Source organism: Deltaproteobacteria bacterium, from assembly GCA_016874775.1.
In the GTDB taxonomy this organism is placed as follows: domain Bacteria; phylum Desulfobacterota; class Binatia; order Bin18; family Bin18; genus VGTJ01.
The window spans coordinates 1-13,759 of record VGTJ01000073.1; the positions used below are offsets into that span (position 1 = coordinate 1).

11 protein-coding genes are annotated in these 13,759 nt (G+C 54.4%); 6 read left to right on the plus strand and 5 right to left on the minus strand.

Translation table 11 applies throughout. The features are described 5' to 3' along the window. Positions 1-172 precede the first annotated feature (172 nt). The 3 genes from FJ147_13675 to solA are packed head-to-tail and all read left to right on the plus strand — an operon-like array spanning position 173 to position 2,186. Positions 173-676 carry a hypothetical protein gene (locus tag FJ147_13675; GenBank protein MBM4256932.1) on the plus strand — a complete coding sequence of 168 codons (504 nt, stop codon included), beginning with the start codon at positions 173-175 and terminating at the stop codon, positions 674-676. A gap of 13 nt (positions 677-689) precedes the next feature. Further along, positions 690-998 (plus strand): hypothetical protein, encoded by a 309-nt coding sequence (locus tag FJ147_13680; protein MBM4256933.1) that lies wholly within the window; start codon positions 690-692, stop codon positions 996-998. 45 nt (positions 999-1,043) lie between these two features. Further along, positions 1,044-2,186, plus strand: a complete 1,143-nt coding sequence (gene solA / locus FJ147_13685) for an N-methyl-L-tryptophan oxidase (GenBank protein MBM4256934.1) — start codon at positions 1,044-1,046, stop codon at positions 2,184-2,186. Here solA and FJ147_13690 read toward each other — a convergent pair. Then, on the minus strand, positions 2,183-3,190 hold the full coding sequence (locus tag FJ147_13690) for a TIGR03620 family F420-dependent LLM class oxidoreductase (protein ID MBM4256935.1): 1,008 nt from the start codon (positions 3,188-3,190) through the stop codon (positions 2,183-2,185). The two genes, solA and FJ147_13690, sit on opposite strands and share 4 nt — an antisense overlap. Before the next feature lie 66 nt (positions 3,191-3,256). Between FJ147_13690 and FJ147_13695 the strand changes: the two genes are divergently transcribed. From FJ147_13695 to FJ147_13705, 3 genes are all read left to right on the plus strand, one after another. Beyond that, entirely contained in the window at positions 3,257-4,096 is an 840-nt protein-coding gene (locus FJ147_13695) for an isocitrate lyase/PEP mutase family protein (protein MBM4256936.1), read from the plus strand. Positions 4,097-4,144: 48 nt separating this feature from the next. Next, positions 4,145-4,540, plus strand: coding sequence for a RidA family protein (locus FJ147_13700; GenBank protein ID MBM4256937.1), 396 nt, complete (start codon positions 4,145-4,147; stop codon positions 4,538-4,540). A 151-nt stretch (positions 4,541-4,691) separates the two neighbouring features. Continuing rightward, the gene (locus FJ147_13705) at positions 4,692-6,422 is read left to right on the plus strand and encodes an amidohydrolase family protein (protein ID MBM4256938.1); all 1,731 of its coding nucleotides are present in this window, start codon (positions 4,692-4,694) and stop codon (positions 6,420-6,422) included. A gap of 193 nt (positions 6,423-6,615) precedes the next feature. Here FJ147_13705 and FJ147_13710 read toward each other — a convergent pair whose 3' ends face one another. The 4 genes from FJ147_13710 to FJ147_13725 form a co-directional block, all read right to left on the minus strand. Then, the gene (locus FJ147_13710) at positions 6,616-7,413 is read right to left on the minus strand and encodes an alpha/beta hydrolase (GenBank protein ID MBM4256939.1); all 798 of its coding nucleotides are present in this window, start codon (positions 7,411-7,413) and stop codon (positions 6,616-6,618) included. Continuing rightward, positions 7,413-8,687, minus strand: coding sequence for an LLM class flavin-dependent oxidoreductase (locus tag FJ147_13715; protein ID MBM4256940.1), 1,275 nt, complete (start codon positions 8,685-8,687; stop codon positions 7,413-7,415). The genes FJ147_13710 and FJ147_13715 overlap by 1 nt, the downstream gene beginning before the upstream one ends. A 337-nt stretch (positions 8,688-9,024) precedes the next feature. After that, complete coding sequence (locus FJ147_13720; GenBank protein ID MBM4256941.1) at positions 9,025-10,026, minus strand: hypothetical protein; 1,002 nt, start codon at positions 10,024-10,026, stop codon at positions 9,025-9,027. A 95-nt stretch (positions 10,027-10,121) separates the two neighbouring features. Beyond that, positions 10,122-12,764: a VWA domain-containing protein gene (locus tag FJ147_13725; GenBank protein ID MBM4256942.1), complete on the minus strand. Its 2,643-nt coding sequence runs from the start codon at positions 12,762-12,764 to the stop codon at positions 10,122-10,124. Positions 12,765-13,759: the final 995 nt, after the last annotated feature.

Here is a 13,759-nt window from a genome sequence, read left to right on the forward strand (position 1 = left end):
CTTATAGCAGATCCCACCGCCGTCCGTGAAGTCCACACCTACTCCGGGACACTTGCACCCGTACTCGTCACCGAGCATCCAAATAAACGAGACATACGAAAGTCAACCAGCTTTGCCGGAAGGGTACCTTCTGCTTGGACAGCGCGCTCTGCGGGGGGCGCAGGACAGCAACATGCCATCCTTAGACTACAAGGTGATACTCCACGAAGTGCTGGTCAGTGGCACAGTATTGCTGCTGATCGGGAGTTTGGCGATCGGCTGGATAACCGGTGAAAAGGGGATGGAGGCAGTCAAGCCGTTTTTGGTCGATCCGTTCAAGGGAATTCTGTGCCTGTTCTTACTCGACATGGGCCTGCTCACAGCCCAGCGGCTCGGTGATTTTCGTGCGCTCGGATGGTCATTGTTTGCCTTCGGTGTGTATATGCCCCTACTTGGTGGGCTTATCGGTCTTCTTATCGGGGACGGGCTCGGTTTAGGTGTCGGGAGTACTACGCTCCTTGGTATTCTCACCGCGAGTGCTTCGTACATCGCCGTACCAGCAGCCATGCGTCAGGCCTTGCCGCAAGCGAATCCTTCGATTTATGTGACGTTGTCATTGGGAGTAACCTTTCCGTTTAACGTGATGCTAGGAATTCCCTTGTGCTTCACTCTTGCACAACTGCTGGTGAAATCGTAAAGAATCGGCCAGTATGCAGATGCATCGGAAAAAGAAGGTTGAAATGATCGTCGACTCAGCATGCGCCCCGCAACTGCTGAAAATGTGCGAACGCGTCGGTGCAAAAGGCTATACCGTCGTGCCGAATGCCTCAGGCAAAGGCAATCGCGGCGTACGTGGGGTCGGAGATTTGTTCGATATTTTCCGCAACGTGCTTATCATTGTGATTGCGAGCGAGGAAATTGCGACACGCATTGTCGAAGAGTCTCAGCCGCTGCTGCAACACTATGCGGGCATCATCTATACGTCCGATGTTGAAGTCATACGTGACGAACATTTCTAGTGCCGCTACTGAGCGCTTGTGCGTTCAGCACAGACAAGCCAGAATATGGCAATGAATTCCTACGATTGCGTCGTCATTGGCACTGGAGGTGTCGGAAGCGCGGCGCTGTACTATCTCGCGGAGCGTGGCACACGCGTCCTCGGACTAGACCGGTTTCCACCAGGGCATGATCGCGGCAGTTCACACGGTGATACCCGCATTATCCGTTTGGCCTATTTTGAACATCCAGATTATGTTCCCCTACTCCGTCGCGCCTATACGTTGTGGGCCGATCTTGAAAACGCTTGCGGCCAACAGTTGTACAGAGAAGTTGGGTTGGTTGAGATCGGTCCACCAGATGGCGAGGTCGTCCCTGGTGTGTTGCGTAGCGCCCAAGAGCACAGTCTGCAGGTCCAATCTCTCTCGCCAGGTGAGTTTGCTCGGCGCTTTCCGGGTTTTCAACTGCCTGAGACCATGCGTGCAGTCTTTGAACAAAAGGCTGGATACCTTGCTGTGGAAACGTGCGTGCGCAGTGACACCAGCGCAGCGCAAAAACGTGGAGCAACCCTGCATAGTGATGAAACAGTGTTAACCTGGAAGCCGGAAGGCAACGGCGTTGTCGTAGCAACAGACAAAGGTCACTACACTGCTGCCCGTTTGATTATCACACCTGGTGCGTGGGCACCGCGGTTCCTTGCCGACGTTGGCCTCCGCTTTGAGATCCGTCGTAAGTCGTTATTCTGGTATGATGCACCGTCTGTCTATCACGCGGATCAGCGGTGCCCAGCTTTTCTCTACGAGACCCCGACCGGCGCGTTCTACGGTTTTCCCCAGAGTGACGAGTGGGGCTTGAAAGTCGCTGAACACTCCGGCGGCCAGGTTATCGACGAGCCGTTGAACGTGGATCGCAGCATCAACCCGCACGACCGTCGGCAAGTGGAAGATTTTCTTGCGCAGTATCTGCCTGGCGTATCGCGCACGTTACGGAAGCACGTTGTGTGCATGTACACCATGAGTGCAGATTCACATTTTGTCGTCGATCGTCATCCACAATATCCACAGGTAGCGTTTGTCGCCGGCCTTTCCGGGCATGGATTCAAATTTGCGAGCGTTTTAGGCGAGATACTGGCTGACCTGGCACGCGATGGACGAACGACCTTGCCCATCGAGTTTCTCCGCTGTAGTCGCCCGACGTTGAAGTTGAATTAACGTGGCGCAAGTGCCACCAGGCAGCGCTCATCGGCACCGAGCCCGCCATCCGATCGCAGAGGCACGATACAGACATGATTCGCGCCGACGCGAAATTGCGCATCGATCCGTTCGCGAATTTGCCCTTCATTGCCCCAGGCAATGATTGCATCAATCAAACGGTCACTGCCTCCGTTGGCGAAATCTTGCTCGGCGAAACCCAATTTACGCAACCGCTGCAGATAGTGTTCGATTGCCAGATAGATCTGCATATAGCGACGGGCGCCAGCACGCGCCTTCGCGGCATCGCTTTCCATCATCACAAGTTGTACCGCAGCGAGCCAGGGCTTGGGACCGAGCGCCTTACGGTAGCCAGCAACTTGTTCAGTAGTTGTAAAATACGTCAGCGTGCCGTGTGTCTCTGTAGCTGCTAACTCCAGCATCTTCGGCATCATTGCCGCAATGACGATAGGCGGCTCTTCCTTTGGCGTGGGCGCGTTGTAAGGCGCGGCTTTCATCTTTGCGATGTAGTCACGCATGAACGCAACGGGCTTCTCGTAGCCAATGCCACGTCGCGCGTTGTATGTCTTGTTGCTCACCCCAAGTCCAAAGATGAAGCGGTTGCCGAAGAATTCACTCATGGCCCGCGCGGCACCCATCGCCGCAATCGGTTCGTAGCTATATGCGATCGCAACGCCAGTCCCGACAACTACACGCTCGGTTTGGCTCAGGACGTAGGTCGACAGCGAAAAGATTTCGCGTCCCATGACCTCGGGCACCCATAACGCGTCGTAGCCCAACTGCTCCACCTTGCGTGCGAATGGTCCAACCTCGGGACCACGTAATGTATCGAAAAAGCCTAATACTCCGTGTTTTGGCAGTTCCATAATGCCTCCATAGTGAAGCGAACGTTCTCGGTACTTCCACATTACCTGACGCGACAGGTCGCTCCGGGTTTGCTCCCTTGCCTGAAAGTGTGTATCACCATGAGCAAAGGTGGGATAGTTCGCCGCCGTTTTCTGCATTACAGTAGTCACGGAATAGAGTAGAGGAGGATAACGATCGTGCGTGCTACGACTCAGCTGCGACAGATGTTGAATGAACCGGGGACAATCGTCGCTCCGGGAGCATATGATGGTCTCTCAGCTCGCTTGATTGAACGGCATGGGTTTCGGGCGGTGTACATGACCGGCGCTGGTACGGCAGCGTCAGCCATCGGACATGCCGATGTCGGCCTTGTGACGCAGACAGAGATGGCAACCCACGCTGGACGAATCGCCAGTTGCGTGGCCCTTCCGTTGATCGCCGACGCAGATACTGGTTACGGTAATGCACTGAATGTGATCCGCACAGTACGTGAGTATGAACGGGCCGGGGTTGCTGGCATGCACCTCGAAGACCAGGTCTTTCCCAAGAAATGTGGTCATATTGCAGGTAAAGCTGTCATTCCCATGCACGAGTTCGCCGAGAAAATTCGTGCCGCCGCGGAAAATCGCCGCGACCCGGATTTTGTCATCATTGCACGGACGGATGCACGGGCGGTGAATGGTCTTGATGACGCGATTGAACGTGGGCTGCGGTATCGCGAAGCAGGCGCTGATGTCATCTTTGTCGAAGCCCCACAGAGTCGCGAAGAGATCGAACGGGTTGCGCGCGCTATCAAAGCGCCGCTCTTGAGCAACCAGGTACCCGGAGGCAAAACCCCACCGCTGACAGTGACTGAACTGGAAAAGCTCGGATATAAGATCGTCATTTTCCCGGTGGTAGGCCTGATGGCAGCAACATTAGCTATCGAAGACGCTCTGAAAGGGTTACGCGAACGAGGAACTGATTCATCGGGCGAACGTATTCTCAGTCCTATGGATATTTTCAAGAAAGTTGGCATTGACTGGTGGTTGGAACAGGAAAGTAAGTATACGAGCCCCGTGTAACACACAACGCTCACGGTCAATTCAGGCAGCAGCAAAGGAGGATAAGTCATGAGCAAGAAAGAAGTCGTCATCCCCAAAGGTCAGGAACATTATTATGAACAGTTTCATTTCGCACCGGCAGTGAAAGATGGCAATCGCTTGTACTGCTCTGGTGTCATCGGAGTTGGCCCTGGCGGCAAGCCCGCCGCAGATCCAGAAACACAGTTCACCCACGCATTTGAGTCATTGAAGTCGGTGTTGACCACCGCAGGCGTGACGTTTGATGAAGTCATTGAAATGACCACGTTTCACGTCGGTCTGCAAAAGAATCTGGCCGCTTTCATGAAGGTAAAGGATAAGTACATGAACGCCCCCTACCCTTCATGGACCGCGATTGGCATCACCGAACTCGCTTTCCCTGGTGGACTCGTGGAAATCAAGGTCATTGCCAGGCTCAATGCGTAGCAGTGATTGCGGCCAGGCGCTGGAGAAACTGTAGACGCTCTAGGGGACTCTAGGCTATATTCTACAGACAGCGGCTAGAAGATTGGCGGAAAAGCAAACTGTGTAAAATGGTCCTAACCGTGTAAGAAACAGACCAAGGAGGGAACCAAAGATGGCAGAGTACGATCTTCACATTAAGGGCGGTACGGTCGTCGACGGAACGCGTGCACCGCGCCGGCAAGCGGATGTTTGGATTAAAGATGGTAAAATCGCCCAGGTCGGTGGTAAGGCCGAAGGGACCGCCAAAAGGACAATTGACGCGGGTGGTTTGATCGTTGCGCCGGGATTTATTGATCTCCACACCCATTATGATGCCCAGATTCGCTGGGACCCCTATTGCACAATCTCTGGATGGCATGGTGTTACGTCAGTGGTGTTAGGTAACTGCGGGTTTGGTTTCGCACCAGTAAAACCGGACTTCCGCGAACGCTCGATGCTGACCATGACCCGTACGGAAGCGATTCCTTATGATGCGATGAAAGTTGGCATGCACTGGGATTGGGAAACCATTCCGCAATATCTTGATTCGCTGGACCGCACCACCAAAGGGGTAAACTGCATTCAATACATGCCAACGGCATCGTTAATGACGTACGTGATGGGCCTCGAAGCTGCGAAGTCACGCCCTGCGAGCGAAGCAGAACGGAAGGAAATGCAGCGACTCCTCAATGAAGGGATGGAAGCCGGCCTGTGTGGCTTCTCCATTCAACGCTTAGGCCCGAATTCCGTGCAGGCTGACTACGATGGCTCACCGATGGTGACTGACACCATGTCCGATCAGGATATCCTCAATCTTGGTGAAGTGTTGCGTCGTCGTGGAGACGGATTCATTCAGATCACCCAAGCCGCTGGTGAAATTAAGAAAGACCTCGCCTTCCTGGAAAGATTAGCCGCAGTTGCGCAACGCCCGATTCTGCACAATGCGATTGTTCCCGCACGCAAAGATCCCAAGGTACACCGTCGCAGCTTGCAATGGCTGGAGCGGGTACGAGCCAAAGGCCTGCCGATTTATGGTCAGACCGGAACTGTCCGCACTGGGTTCGCCTTCACGCTCGAACACTGGAACCTGTACGATGCCAGCCCGGCATGGCGTGAACTCACCACTGGTACCAAGAAAGAAAAACTGGCGAAGATGCAAAACCCGGCATTGCGCGAAGCGGTAAAGCGCGAGGCCGAGGAAGCAGATCGCCGTCTGCAAGTCATTCAAGCCGGTGTCGGCGGCGCGATTCCTACGTTGATCGTGCAGAGCGATGGTGGCAAACCAGCGCTAGAAAAATATGTGGGCAAGTCACTTGGTCAGATCGCCCAAGAAGAGAACAAGACGCCGATCGATGTCATGCTCGATCTGTCGATTGCCAGCGAACTTGGCGTCGAATTCCTTGGTCCGAACAAAGGATTCAATGGCGAGTTCATGGCCGAGATGATCAATGATTCAGACTACACCTTCCCTGGCGTGTCCGATGGCGGAGCCCACACCAAGTTCTTCACAGGTGGCGCGTTTACTACGGACTTCCTCAGCTGGTTGGTGCGTGACGAGCAACGCATTACGCTCGAAGAGGCCCATTATCGTATGTCCGCCCTACCTGCGAAGGCGGCGGGGTTCCAGGATCGCGGCGTGTTGAAGCCTGGCTGGGCTGCTGATGTTGTTGTTTATGATCTCAATGGCCTGGGCATCGAACCTGACTGGATTGGTGAGGTCGTGCACGACTTCCCGGGCGGTGAATGGCGTCGCATCCAACGCGCCAAAGGCTACCACTCGATTATCGTCAACGGCGAGGAAACCTTCCGTGATGGCAAATGCACCGGTGCAACGCCAGGGCGTTTGTTACGTCATGGACGCTAGGGTAAACCTTCGTAACTGCGAGTTATAGACGGTAGACAGTAAGTCCTTCCCGTCGCTTTGATTAATGGCGGTGTGCGCAATGACAGGTGTTCTGTCATTGCGCACACCGTGATGCAACGAGTGGCCGAGCAGCGTCACTCTGCTTGAGGCAGCACTTACCCTGCACCCCGGTGGGAACGTTGGTGCATCCCTCTCACGCGACTTTGGCCATCGTGTCGTGTCCCAGGAACCCGCTAACCACTCGTGCAAACTCGGCTGGCTGGTCGAGTTCGGCGACGTGACCGGCATTGCGCAACGTTGCGAGTCGCGACCCCTTGATATTCGCTTGCCAGGCAGGACCGTAGCCTGGTGGGACAATCACATCCTTGTCGCTCGTCACAACCAGTGTCGGAGCTTTGATCCGGGCCATACGCCGCTTGATGCCGGTATCCGGAATCGGCCACAGAAATTTTGCACTCGCGCGCAGGTTCAGCAACTCCTCGACAAGTGCGTCCATTTTGTCACGCCCGGTGAACAGATGTTTCTGCCGTCCCTCTGGATCGGCGAACAAGATCGCAGACGGCATGCCTGGGTGCTGCGCGAACGGGTCCTCGCCACCGACCTCGTCCAGCCACAACCCGACGGGATTGACCAAGACCAGGCGTTGCACGCGCTGTGGAACAATAGCCGCAAGCTCGGCAGCCATCCACGCGCCGATACTCACACCAACGACATGGGCAGAGGTCAGTCCGAACGCGTCAAGGATGTCACACTGGTGTAGGAGCAGATCAAGCGGCCCGGCATCGAAGTCAGGAAGCTGATCCTTGGCTGGTCCCCAGCCTGGCGCGTACGGAGCGATAACGTCGTAGGACTTGGCCAGCAGTTCGAGGGCTGGTTCGAAGCCGGCTAACCCAAGCATGTGGTGTAAGTACAACAGTGGAGTCCCACGCCCAACGCGGTAGTAATACACCTCGCGGGCGTCAGGGCCGACTTGGATTTTGTGCATATCCATCAGCTTGCCTCCTTCATCTGCGTCGTGTTGGTGTGCACTGGCAGTGTAACTTGGCGCGGCACAGCTCGGTCTTGTGACGGCATCGGTTTTGGCGACCAGTGATCCTGGTAGTCTTTCCAGATACCTTTCATCTGCGGCATCACCTTTTCGGCAAACAACTTCGTCGAGTACTGACACAGCTCATTGGGCATATCGCCAAAGTGGAGCAAACACACTAAGTGACCGACCTTGAGCGAGGTGGCGACTTGGTGGATTTGTTCGGCGACGTGGTCTGGGTTGCCAGCCACGATAAAGCCGTTCTTCACCATCTCTTCCCACGATAAGGAAGCCGCCTGATTGAGAGCGGACGACTGCCCTGCCATTTGCGACGCGAGACCAGCGCGGAGCGTGGGTTCTGTGCGGTAACCGGGCGCATCGGCAAAGCCCGGATGAATGTGCAGACAGCGTGAGAAGAAATAGCGCGCATGTTTTTCATATAAGCGCTTGGCTTCCGCCTCCGTCTCGGCGATACAAATCTGTTGGGCAAACGCGGCTTGATAGGGATTGAAGTCCTGACCCAACTCTTCCATACGCTGCCAAAAGCCTTGCATGAGCTGCGCACCACGCACGTACCCAGAGAAAGATAAATAGCTATAGTTATAGTGTTGGGCGGCGCAGAAGTCCCAGGTCTCCAACGATCCACCCCCAGGGATCCAGATCGGCGGCGGGCTTTGAATGGGTCGTGGCCAGAGATTCACGTAGCGCTGCTTGTAGTGTTTGCCATTCCAGACGAAGACGTCAGGATCAGACCAGGCACGGCGGATCAGATCATGTGCCTCGTGGTATTTTTCACGCAGGGTTGCCGGGTTGAGCCCGCAGGCATAGTTGTCGTCCATTGAACTGCCAACCGGAAAGCCCGCAATCAGGCGTCCGCCGGAGATGCAGTCAAGCATCGCCATTTCCTCGGCTACACGAGTGGGCGGATCATACAAGGCAAGCGACTGGCCAAGCAGCAGAATGGAAGCGCGATGCGTGCGTCGCGATAGCGTCGCGGCCATCAACTGCGGTGAGGGCATCAGGCCGTAGGCATTCTGGTGATGCTCATTGATCCCCAATCCGTCGTAGCCAGAATCTTCAGCGAGTTCAAGTAAATCGAGGTAGTCGTTATAAATGCGGTTGGCTTTGACCGGGTCGAAAAGGCGCGAGTCGACATCAACCCATACGCTCCGATGTTTCTGGGTAAAATCGTCCGGCAAGAAGGGCCACGGCATGAGATTGAACCAATGGAATTTCATACGGCGATGTCCTTTCTGTGGCGGTGATATTCTGCATTAGGGCACGTGCCCTGACTATTATGCACGTGACGGGCAAATCCTAGTATCGTATCTCATAACTTCGTGAGCAGTTGTAGGGAGTTGTAGGGCGTGCGCAGCGCGCCAACTGACTGGCGCGTGGTACACGCCCTACGATTTCACCGCTCATGAACTGGCGAGACACGGTACTAGAAATGAACTTTTCGTCTTCCTGGAGGAGCAATCCCTGAACCTCAAACCACTACCGTCGAGATTGCTCCGTGGTGCTCGCCACACTCGCGTCTTATTGTATTCAGGCCAATCTTTGGCTCACGTTCCGTTAATTCGGTACCCACGCAACCGCACGAACTTCGCCAAACTCTTGCTTCACTTTCTTCCAGGAGTCGCCGCCATCTACGCTGGTGTAGATATAGCCATTGAGGCTATTCGCCACGATCACGTCGGGATCAGCTGGATGTGTAGCAAACCAATAGATGGTCGAATTAGGTTCGACCGGCAACGGCGCAGCTTGCCAGGTTTTCCCACCATCCTTGGAGCGTTGGATCGATCCGGTGCGACCAGGAATGAAATCACCGTTGGCAACGAAAATGATATCTGGGTTGTTTTGTTTGACCGCCACGCCGCGACAATAGGAAATCTGATCTCTCTCGAAGAATTTCGGAAAGCCATGTAACGACCAGTTTTCTCCTTCGGTCGTGCTCGCCCAAATGCCGTCCGGCGTCGTGACCAGTAGTTTGGTGGGTTGACTCTGGCACACAGTCAATCCGTGGATATCTCCGTTCAGCATATCTTTGCCCAGTGGAGGTAAGTGCACCCACGAGTTGCCACCATCGCGGCTGCAATAGACACCGTCGATCTCGACACCAACCCAGATCGTGTTGGGATCCCGCGGGTCGAAGACCACGTTGGTTACCTTCGGTGCGCCGGCAAAGCAGCTTTCAGCCGTGACAATCGGCACTTGTTCCCAGCTTTTCCCATCATTCAGCGAGCGATAAATGGCGGGCGGCTTGGTTCCAGCGTAGATCACTTCTGGAGTCGTTGGGTGAATTCCTAACGACCATATTTGTTTGCCGTCCATTGGTGAGTCTATCAGCTCCCAACTCGCACCTTTATCTTCGCTGCGATAGAGGCCGGCTTCTGAGCCTGCCAGGAGACGTTGCGGATTGTTGGGGTACACTGCCAGGGCACGAATCTGAATTTCTCCAGGCTCTGCGTGGAAGGGCAGTTTCATTTTGCTGCGCCGCCACTTCTCTCCGCTGTTTGGGCTATACCACACGCCAGCTCCGACCGTTCCTATACAAATAGTGAAATCCTTGGTCATATGCGTCCCTCCTCTTGTGTGTTCGCTCGTTGATGAATCTACTGCTCGATGTCCTCTTTACGCCTTTTGCCTCACGCGACGCAAGGGAAGCAAACTTACTGACTTTGCGCTCGGATGTAGCGCTGATAGATCTTTGGTAGCTCCGTCGGTAAGGATCGTACATCCTCGATGATCATGTACCGCGATGGTGCACACATCTCGCGCAAATAGTCTCTCCCGGTTTTATCAATCGTCAAACAGAAAGAAAGAATACCGTTCCGTTCTGCTTCACGTAGCGCCATCATGGTATCGCGTACACCATAGGTTGGCGCATGCGAACTGGGTCCGTAATCAGAATCTTCCGGATACCCATCACTCAACAACACCATAAACTTCGCACGGCATGAAAGGTCTTTGAGTTTTCTCGTCGCGTGACGCACTGCAGGCCCCATGCGTGTACTGCGTTGCGGAGCCAAGCCACCAATGCGCGCCTTGACCTCTTGGCTCAATGACTCGTTGAAACTCTTGACCGGATAGACCTCGACATTTCTCCGTCCATAACTAGAGAAACCGTACACAGAGTACACGTCACCGATTTCTTCTAAGGCTGTCGTCAACAAGACCAGTGCTTCCTTCATACGGTCGATAACCCTGCCCTCGCCGTCTGGAATTGCGCTTTCGGTCGATGCACTGAGGTCAAGCAGAAAGAGCGCTCCCACGTCACGTTGGAGTGGTTGCCGCGCCGTATAGAGTTTCGGCGACGGGGAAATGCCGCTTCTGAGATCGATGCGGGCAGCAACTGCGGCATTCACGTCAATATCTTCGCCGTGCTCAAGGCCATTCACGTGGCGATACTGCCGCGGACGAAGACGTTGAAACTCACGCTTGATCTCAGATGTGAGGTCTTCATGGTCTGCGAGGGTGCGAGAGAAGAATCCACCATCGTCGCCAGAGATTGCCCGTTCGCGGAGTTCGCACCATTGCGGACGATAGTCGTCGATAAGATAATCCCATTCGTCATACAGATAGCCGAACTCGGCAACGCCACCAGCACGACTACCGCGTTTCGCTTTGCGCCGACGATCGTCGTCGGTCTCCTCTTCGTTCACAGTACCGCGGTGGGTCACAACAATCGTTGGCGCATTCTGGTTCTGCCGACGCTTCCCTGACTTTTTCCCACGTTCGCGTAAGGCTTGGAGAAATTTCTCCCATGTGTCGCGTTGCTGGGGCGACTGTTGCGCAGCATCAACAAAGACACCAGCCCCGCTATCGTCGGACTGCATCATCTGCTGCTCGCTACCAGGTCCGCTCGGTTCAGGAAAATCATCCTCAAAGGTACGCTCACCTTCGTGCCCCGGTGCGAGGGTTATGGCGAGATAGAGTTCAGTAGCCAATAGCAGCGAGTCGTAGACTGTTGCTTGTGGTGCTAACTCAAATGAGCTGCCAGTCGGCATCTGTCGCAGAATTCGCGCAACCGTCGGCGGACGCAGTTCGACCATTGACCTCGCCCACGTCAGGTCATCATGAAGCCCCTGGTAGTTCTCAGCCAGCCGCGTAGCAACACGTTGGTTCTCTACAATCAAAAACAGAGCCTCTATGTGTTGAGGTTGGGGGAAACGTTCAAAGAACTCGGCCAGGTTTGCTGGTACGTTTCCATCTCCAGCCAAGGCCTCATACGCCACGGACGGTAGTAATGTCCATAGTCGTTCAATCGAACAGTCGTACGTACCAAAAGCTAAGCGTCCCGCATGCTGAGCAGCAAGGGTACGATACAGACGCAAATTATCTTCGTATGTGGCAAAGACATCGACTGAAGCCGGCAACGGCACCACTTCACCATCGTCGGACGCCAATGGCGGTGGAAGAATCACTGCGGCATCTTCCTTGAGTGCGACACTTGTGCCGGACAACATGTGAAGATAACGCAGGAGGAAGCCGTAGATATCACTGAGCGCGACGTGAACGGAACTGCCAGAGAGGAACAGTTGACTCGTGCGAGATTCCAAGGCAAAGAACGCTTCGCCAGCTTGTGGATTCTTCTGCGCGATCTCTTCACCGGTAAGAATCCACGCGACGATCCCCTCTGCGCCAACCGCGTCATACGCTCGTGTCAACGTGCGAAAGAGACGAGAGACCGAAACAGGAAGTGTCTGAGCGAGTCGCGCCATCTGCTCCAGCAACGGATAATGGCTCACGTGCGGAAGGGAACGCAAAGTGGGTCCGATGAGCGGAAGTGCGCCTGGCAACGGAGTGGGATCGAATGCAGCAGCCGACTGCAAAGAACGGAGCAAGAGCGCACGTAAGTCCTGTGGTACTTGAACAAGCGTACCAGGAAGGTCGGTGTAGAGCGCGACTGCAGCTTCTGGCGACCGATAGGCGGCGGAACGAACGAGACGGTAGACACTCATACGTTCGGACAGCTCCAGGTCGCGCAGCGCTCGTGGTACCGTGGTAAACACAGCCGGATGCAGCGCGGCAATATCCAGTGCAGCGCGAATCCAATCGCCAATTTCGTTGCCCTCTAAATGCGGCAAGATCTTTGGTGTCGCTAACATCAATTGCGAGAGCCTATCGTGCTGGCTAGCACCACGTACGGAGGTGACCGTCGCGCTCTGCTGCAACCACTCACGCAGCGCTCCATTTCGTTGCCATTGCTCAACCGTAAGACCAGGGAGAGAAGCGAGCGCAGCCAAGAGGTCAGCCCGTAGTCCCGCTGGTATCGCCTGTAGGGAAGAATCATCAAAGAGAGTTGCTGTCATTCACAAGCCTGTAGTGCATGATTGTTCGCTAGCTGCAGCACTTATCGGGTTTCGCGCAGAAGTTCAACCGATCGGGAGCGGTGCGAATGGGAATTATATCACAATTTGTGATATATAACACATACCAACTTTGCTGGAGGAATGAAACGGAGACGATAGAAAAATACCTGCTAAAGAAACGTACCAATACACTTTCACGGTCGGCGGGTGGGGACACTAGAGTAAGGCGATTTCCGAAAAAGGGGTACTCGAGACACTCATAAGGGTAGGTTTTTTATCCAAGCCTCAATCGGCGCGGATTTCCCGTCGTTAGGATCCGCGCATTCGTCATGCCCGCGCAGGCGAGCATCCAGGAGCTTCACCCCTGAACGATTGCGTATTCTCCCTGGATTCCCGCATTCGCGGGAATGACGTCTCGTCTTTTCTCAGCGTAAAAGCCTACCCCAAAAGGTACCCGAGATAGGGGATACTCTTTCAAGTTTGCATTGGCCTCGGCGGAATGTATCAACAGCTTCTTAGAGTCACACAACTACCACACGATCTACCTGGGGACACTAAAGTAAAATGGGCTGCTTGGTGATCGTTGCCGCGTGGGGACAGTAGAGTAAACAACGCTGCTGCTTTATTCACCTATCTGGTCGCCTCTTCGTGGTTTTTCCACAGCTTCCGGACGTTCTAGCCATGGTTAGATCGGTCCACCTCTAGAAAGTCCGATTTCCCGATCAAGTACGTAAAGTTCGATAAATCAATAGTTTATCGATGTAGATACGCATTCAGGTGGCGAGAAGTTTGTTCGCGGCTTTTAACACGGTAATTCAACTCGAAAACTGACAATTGTCATAAATCTTTGAAACATATACGGTCTAAGAATCACATCGTCCTGTTGTCTTGTGGAGAAATTGGATTATCGAGCGCGGATGAACTTCAAGTTCAATCAGTCGAGACGCAAAGGGAGCGCAAAAATGCCGCGCAAATCGCTGGGGACACTAACGTAA

What these genes read in the sequence shown, in the direction of transcription:
- FJ147_13710 (MBM4256939.1), bottom strand. Translation starts at nt 7,413, where the DNA reads ATGGATATGCACAAAATCCAAGTCGGCCCTGACGCCCGCGAGGTGTAT.
- FJ147_13705 (MBM4256938.1), top strand. Translation starts at nt 4,692, where the DNA reads ATGGCAGAGTACGATCTTCACATTAAGGGCGGTACGGTCGTCGACGGA.
- FJ147_13725 (MBM4256942.1), bottom strand. Translation starts at nt 12,764, where the DNA reads ATGACAGCAACTCTCTTTGATGATTCTTCCCTACAGGCGATACCAGCG.
- FJ147_13700 (MBM4256937.1), top strand. Translation starts at nt 4,145, where the DNA reads ATGAGCAAGAAAGAAGTCGTCATCCCCAAAGGTCAGGAACATTATTAT.
- FJ147_13695 (MBM4256936.1), top strand. Translation starts at nt 3,257, where the DNA reads ATGTTGAATGAACCGGGGACAATCGTCGCTCCGGGAGCATATGATGGT.
- FJ147_13720 (MBM4256941.1), bottom strand. Translation starts at nt 10,026, where the DNA reads ATGACCAAGGATTTCACTATTTGTATAGGAACGGTCGGAGCTGGCGTG.
- FJ147_13675 (MBM4256932.1), top strand. Translation starts at nt 173, where the DNA reads ATGCCATCCTTAGACTACAAGGTGATACTCCACGAAGTGCTGGTCAGT.
- FJ147_13715 (MBM4256940.1), bottom strand. Translation starts at nt 8,687, where the DNA reads ATGAAATTCCATTGGTTCAATCTCATGCCGTGGCCCTTCTTGCCGGAC.
- FJ147_13690 (MBM4256935.1), bottom strand. Translation starts at nt 3,190, where the DNA reads ATGCAGAAAACGGCGGCGAACTATCCCACCTTTGCTCATGGTGATACA.
- FJ147_13680 (MBM4256933.1), top strand. Translation starts at nt 690, where the DNA reads ATGCAGATGCATCGGAAAAAGAAGGTTGAAATGATCGTCGACTCAGCA.
- solA (MBM4256934.1), top strand. Translation starts at nt 1,044, where the DNA reads ATGGCAATGAATTCCTACGATTGCGTCGTCATTGGCACTGGAGGTGTC.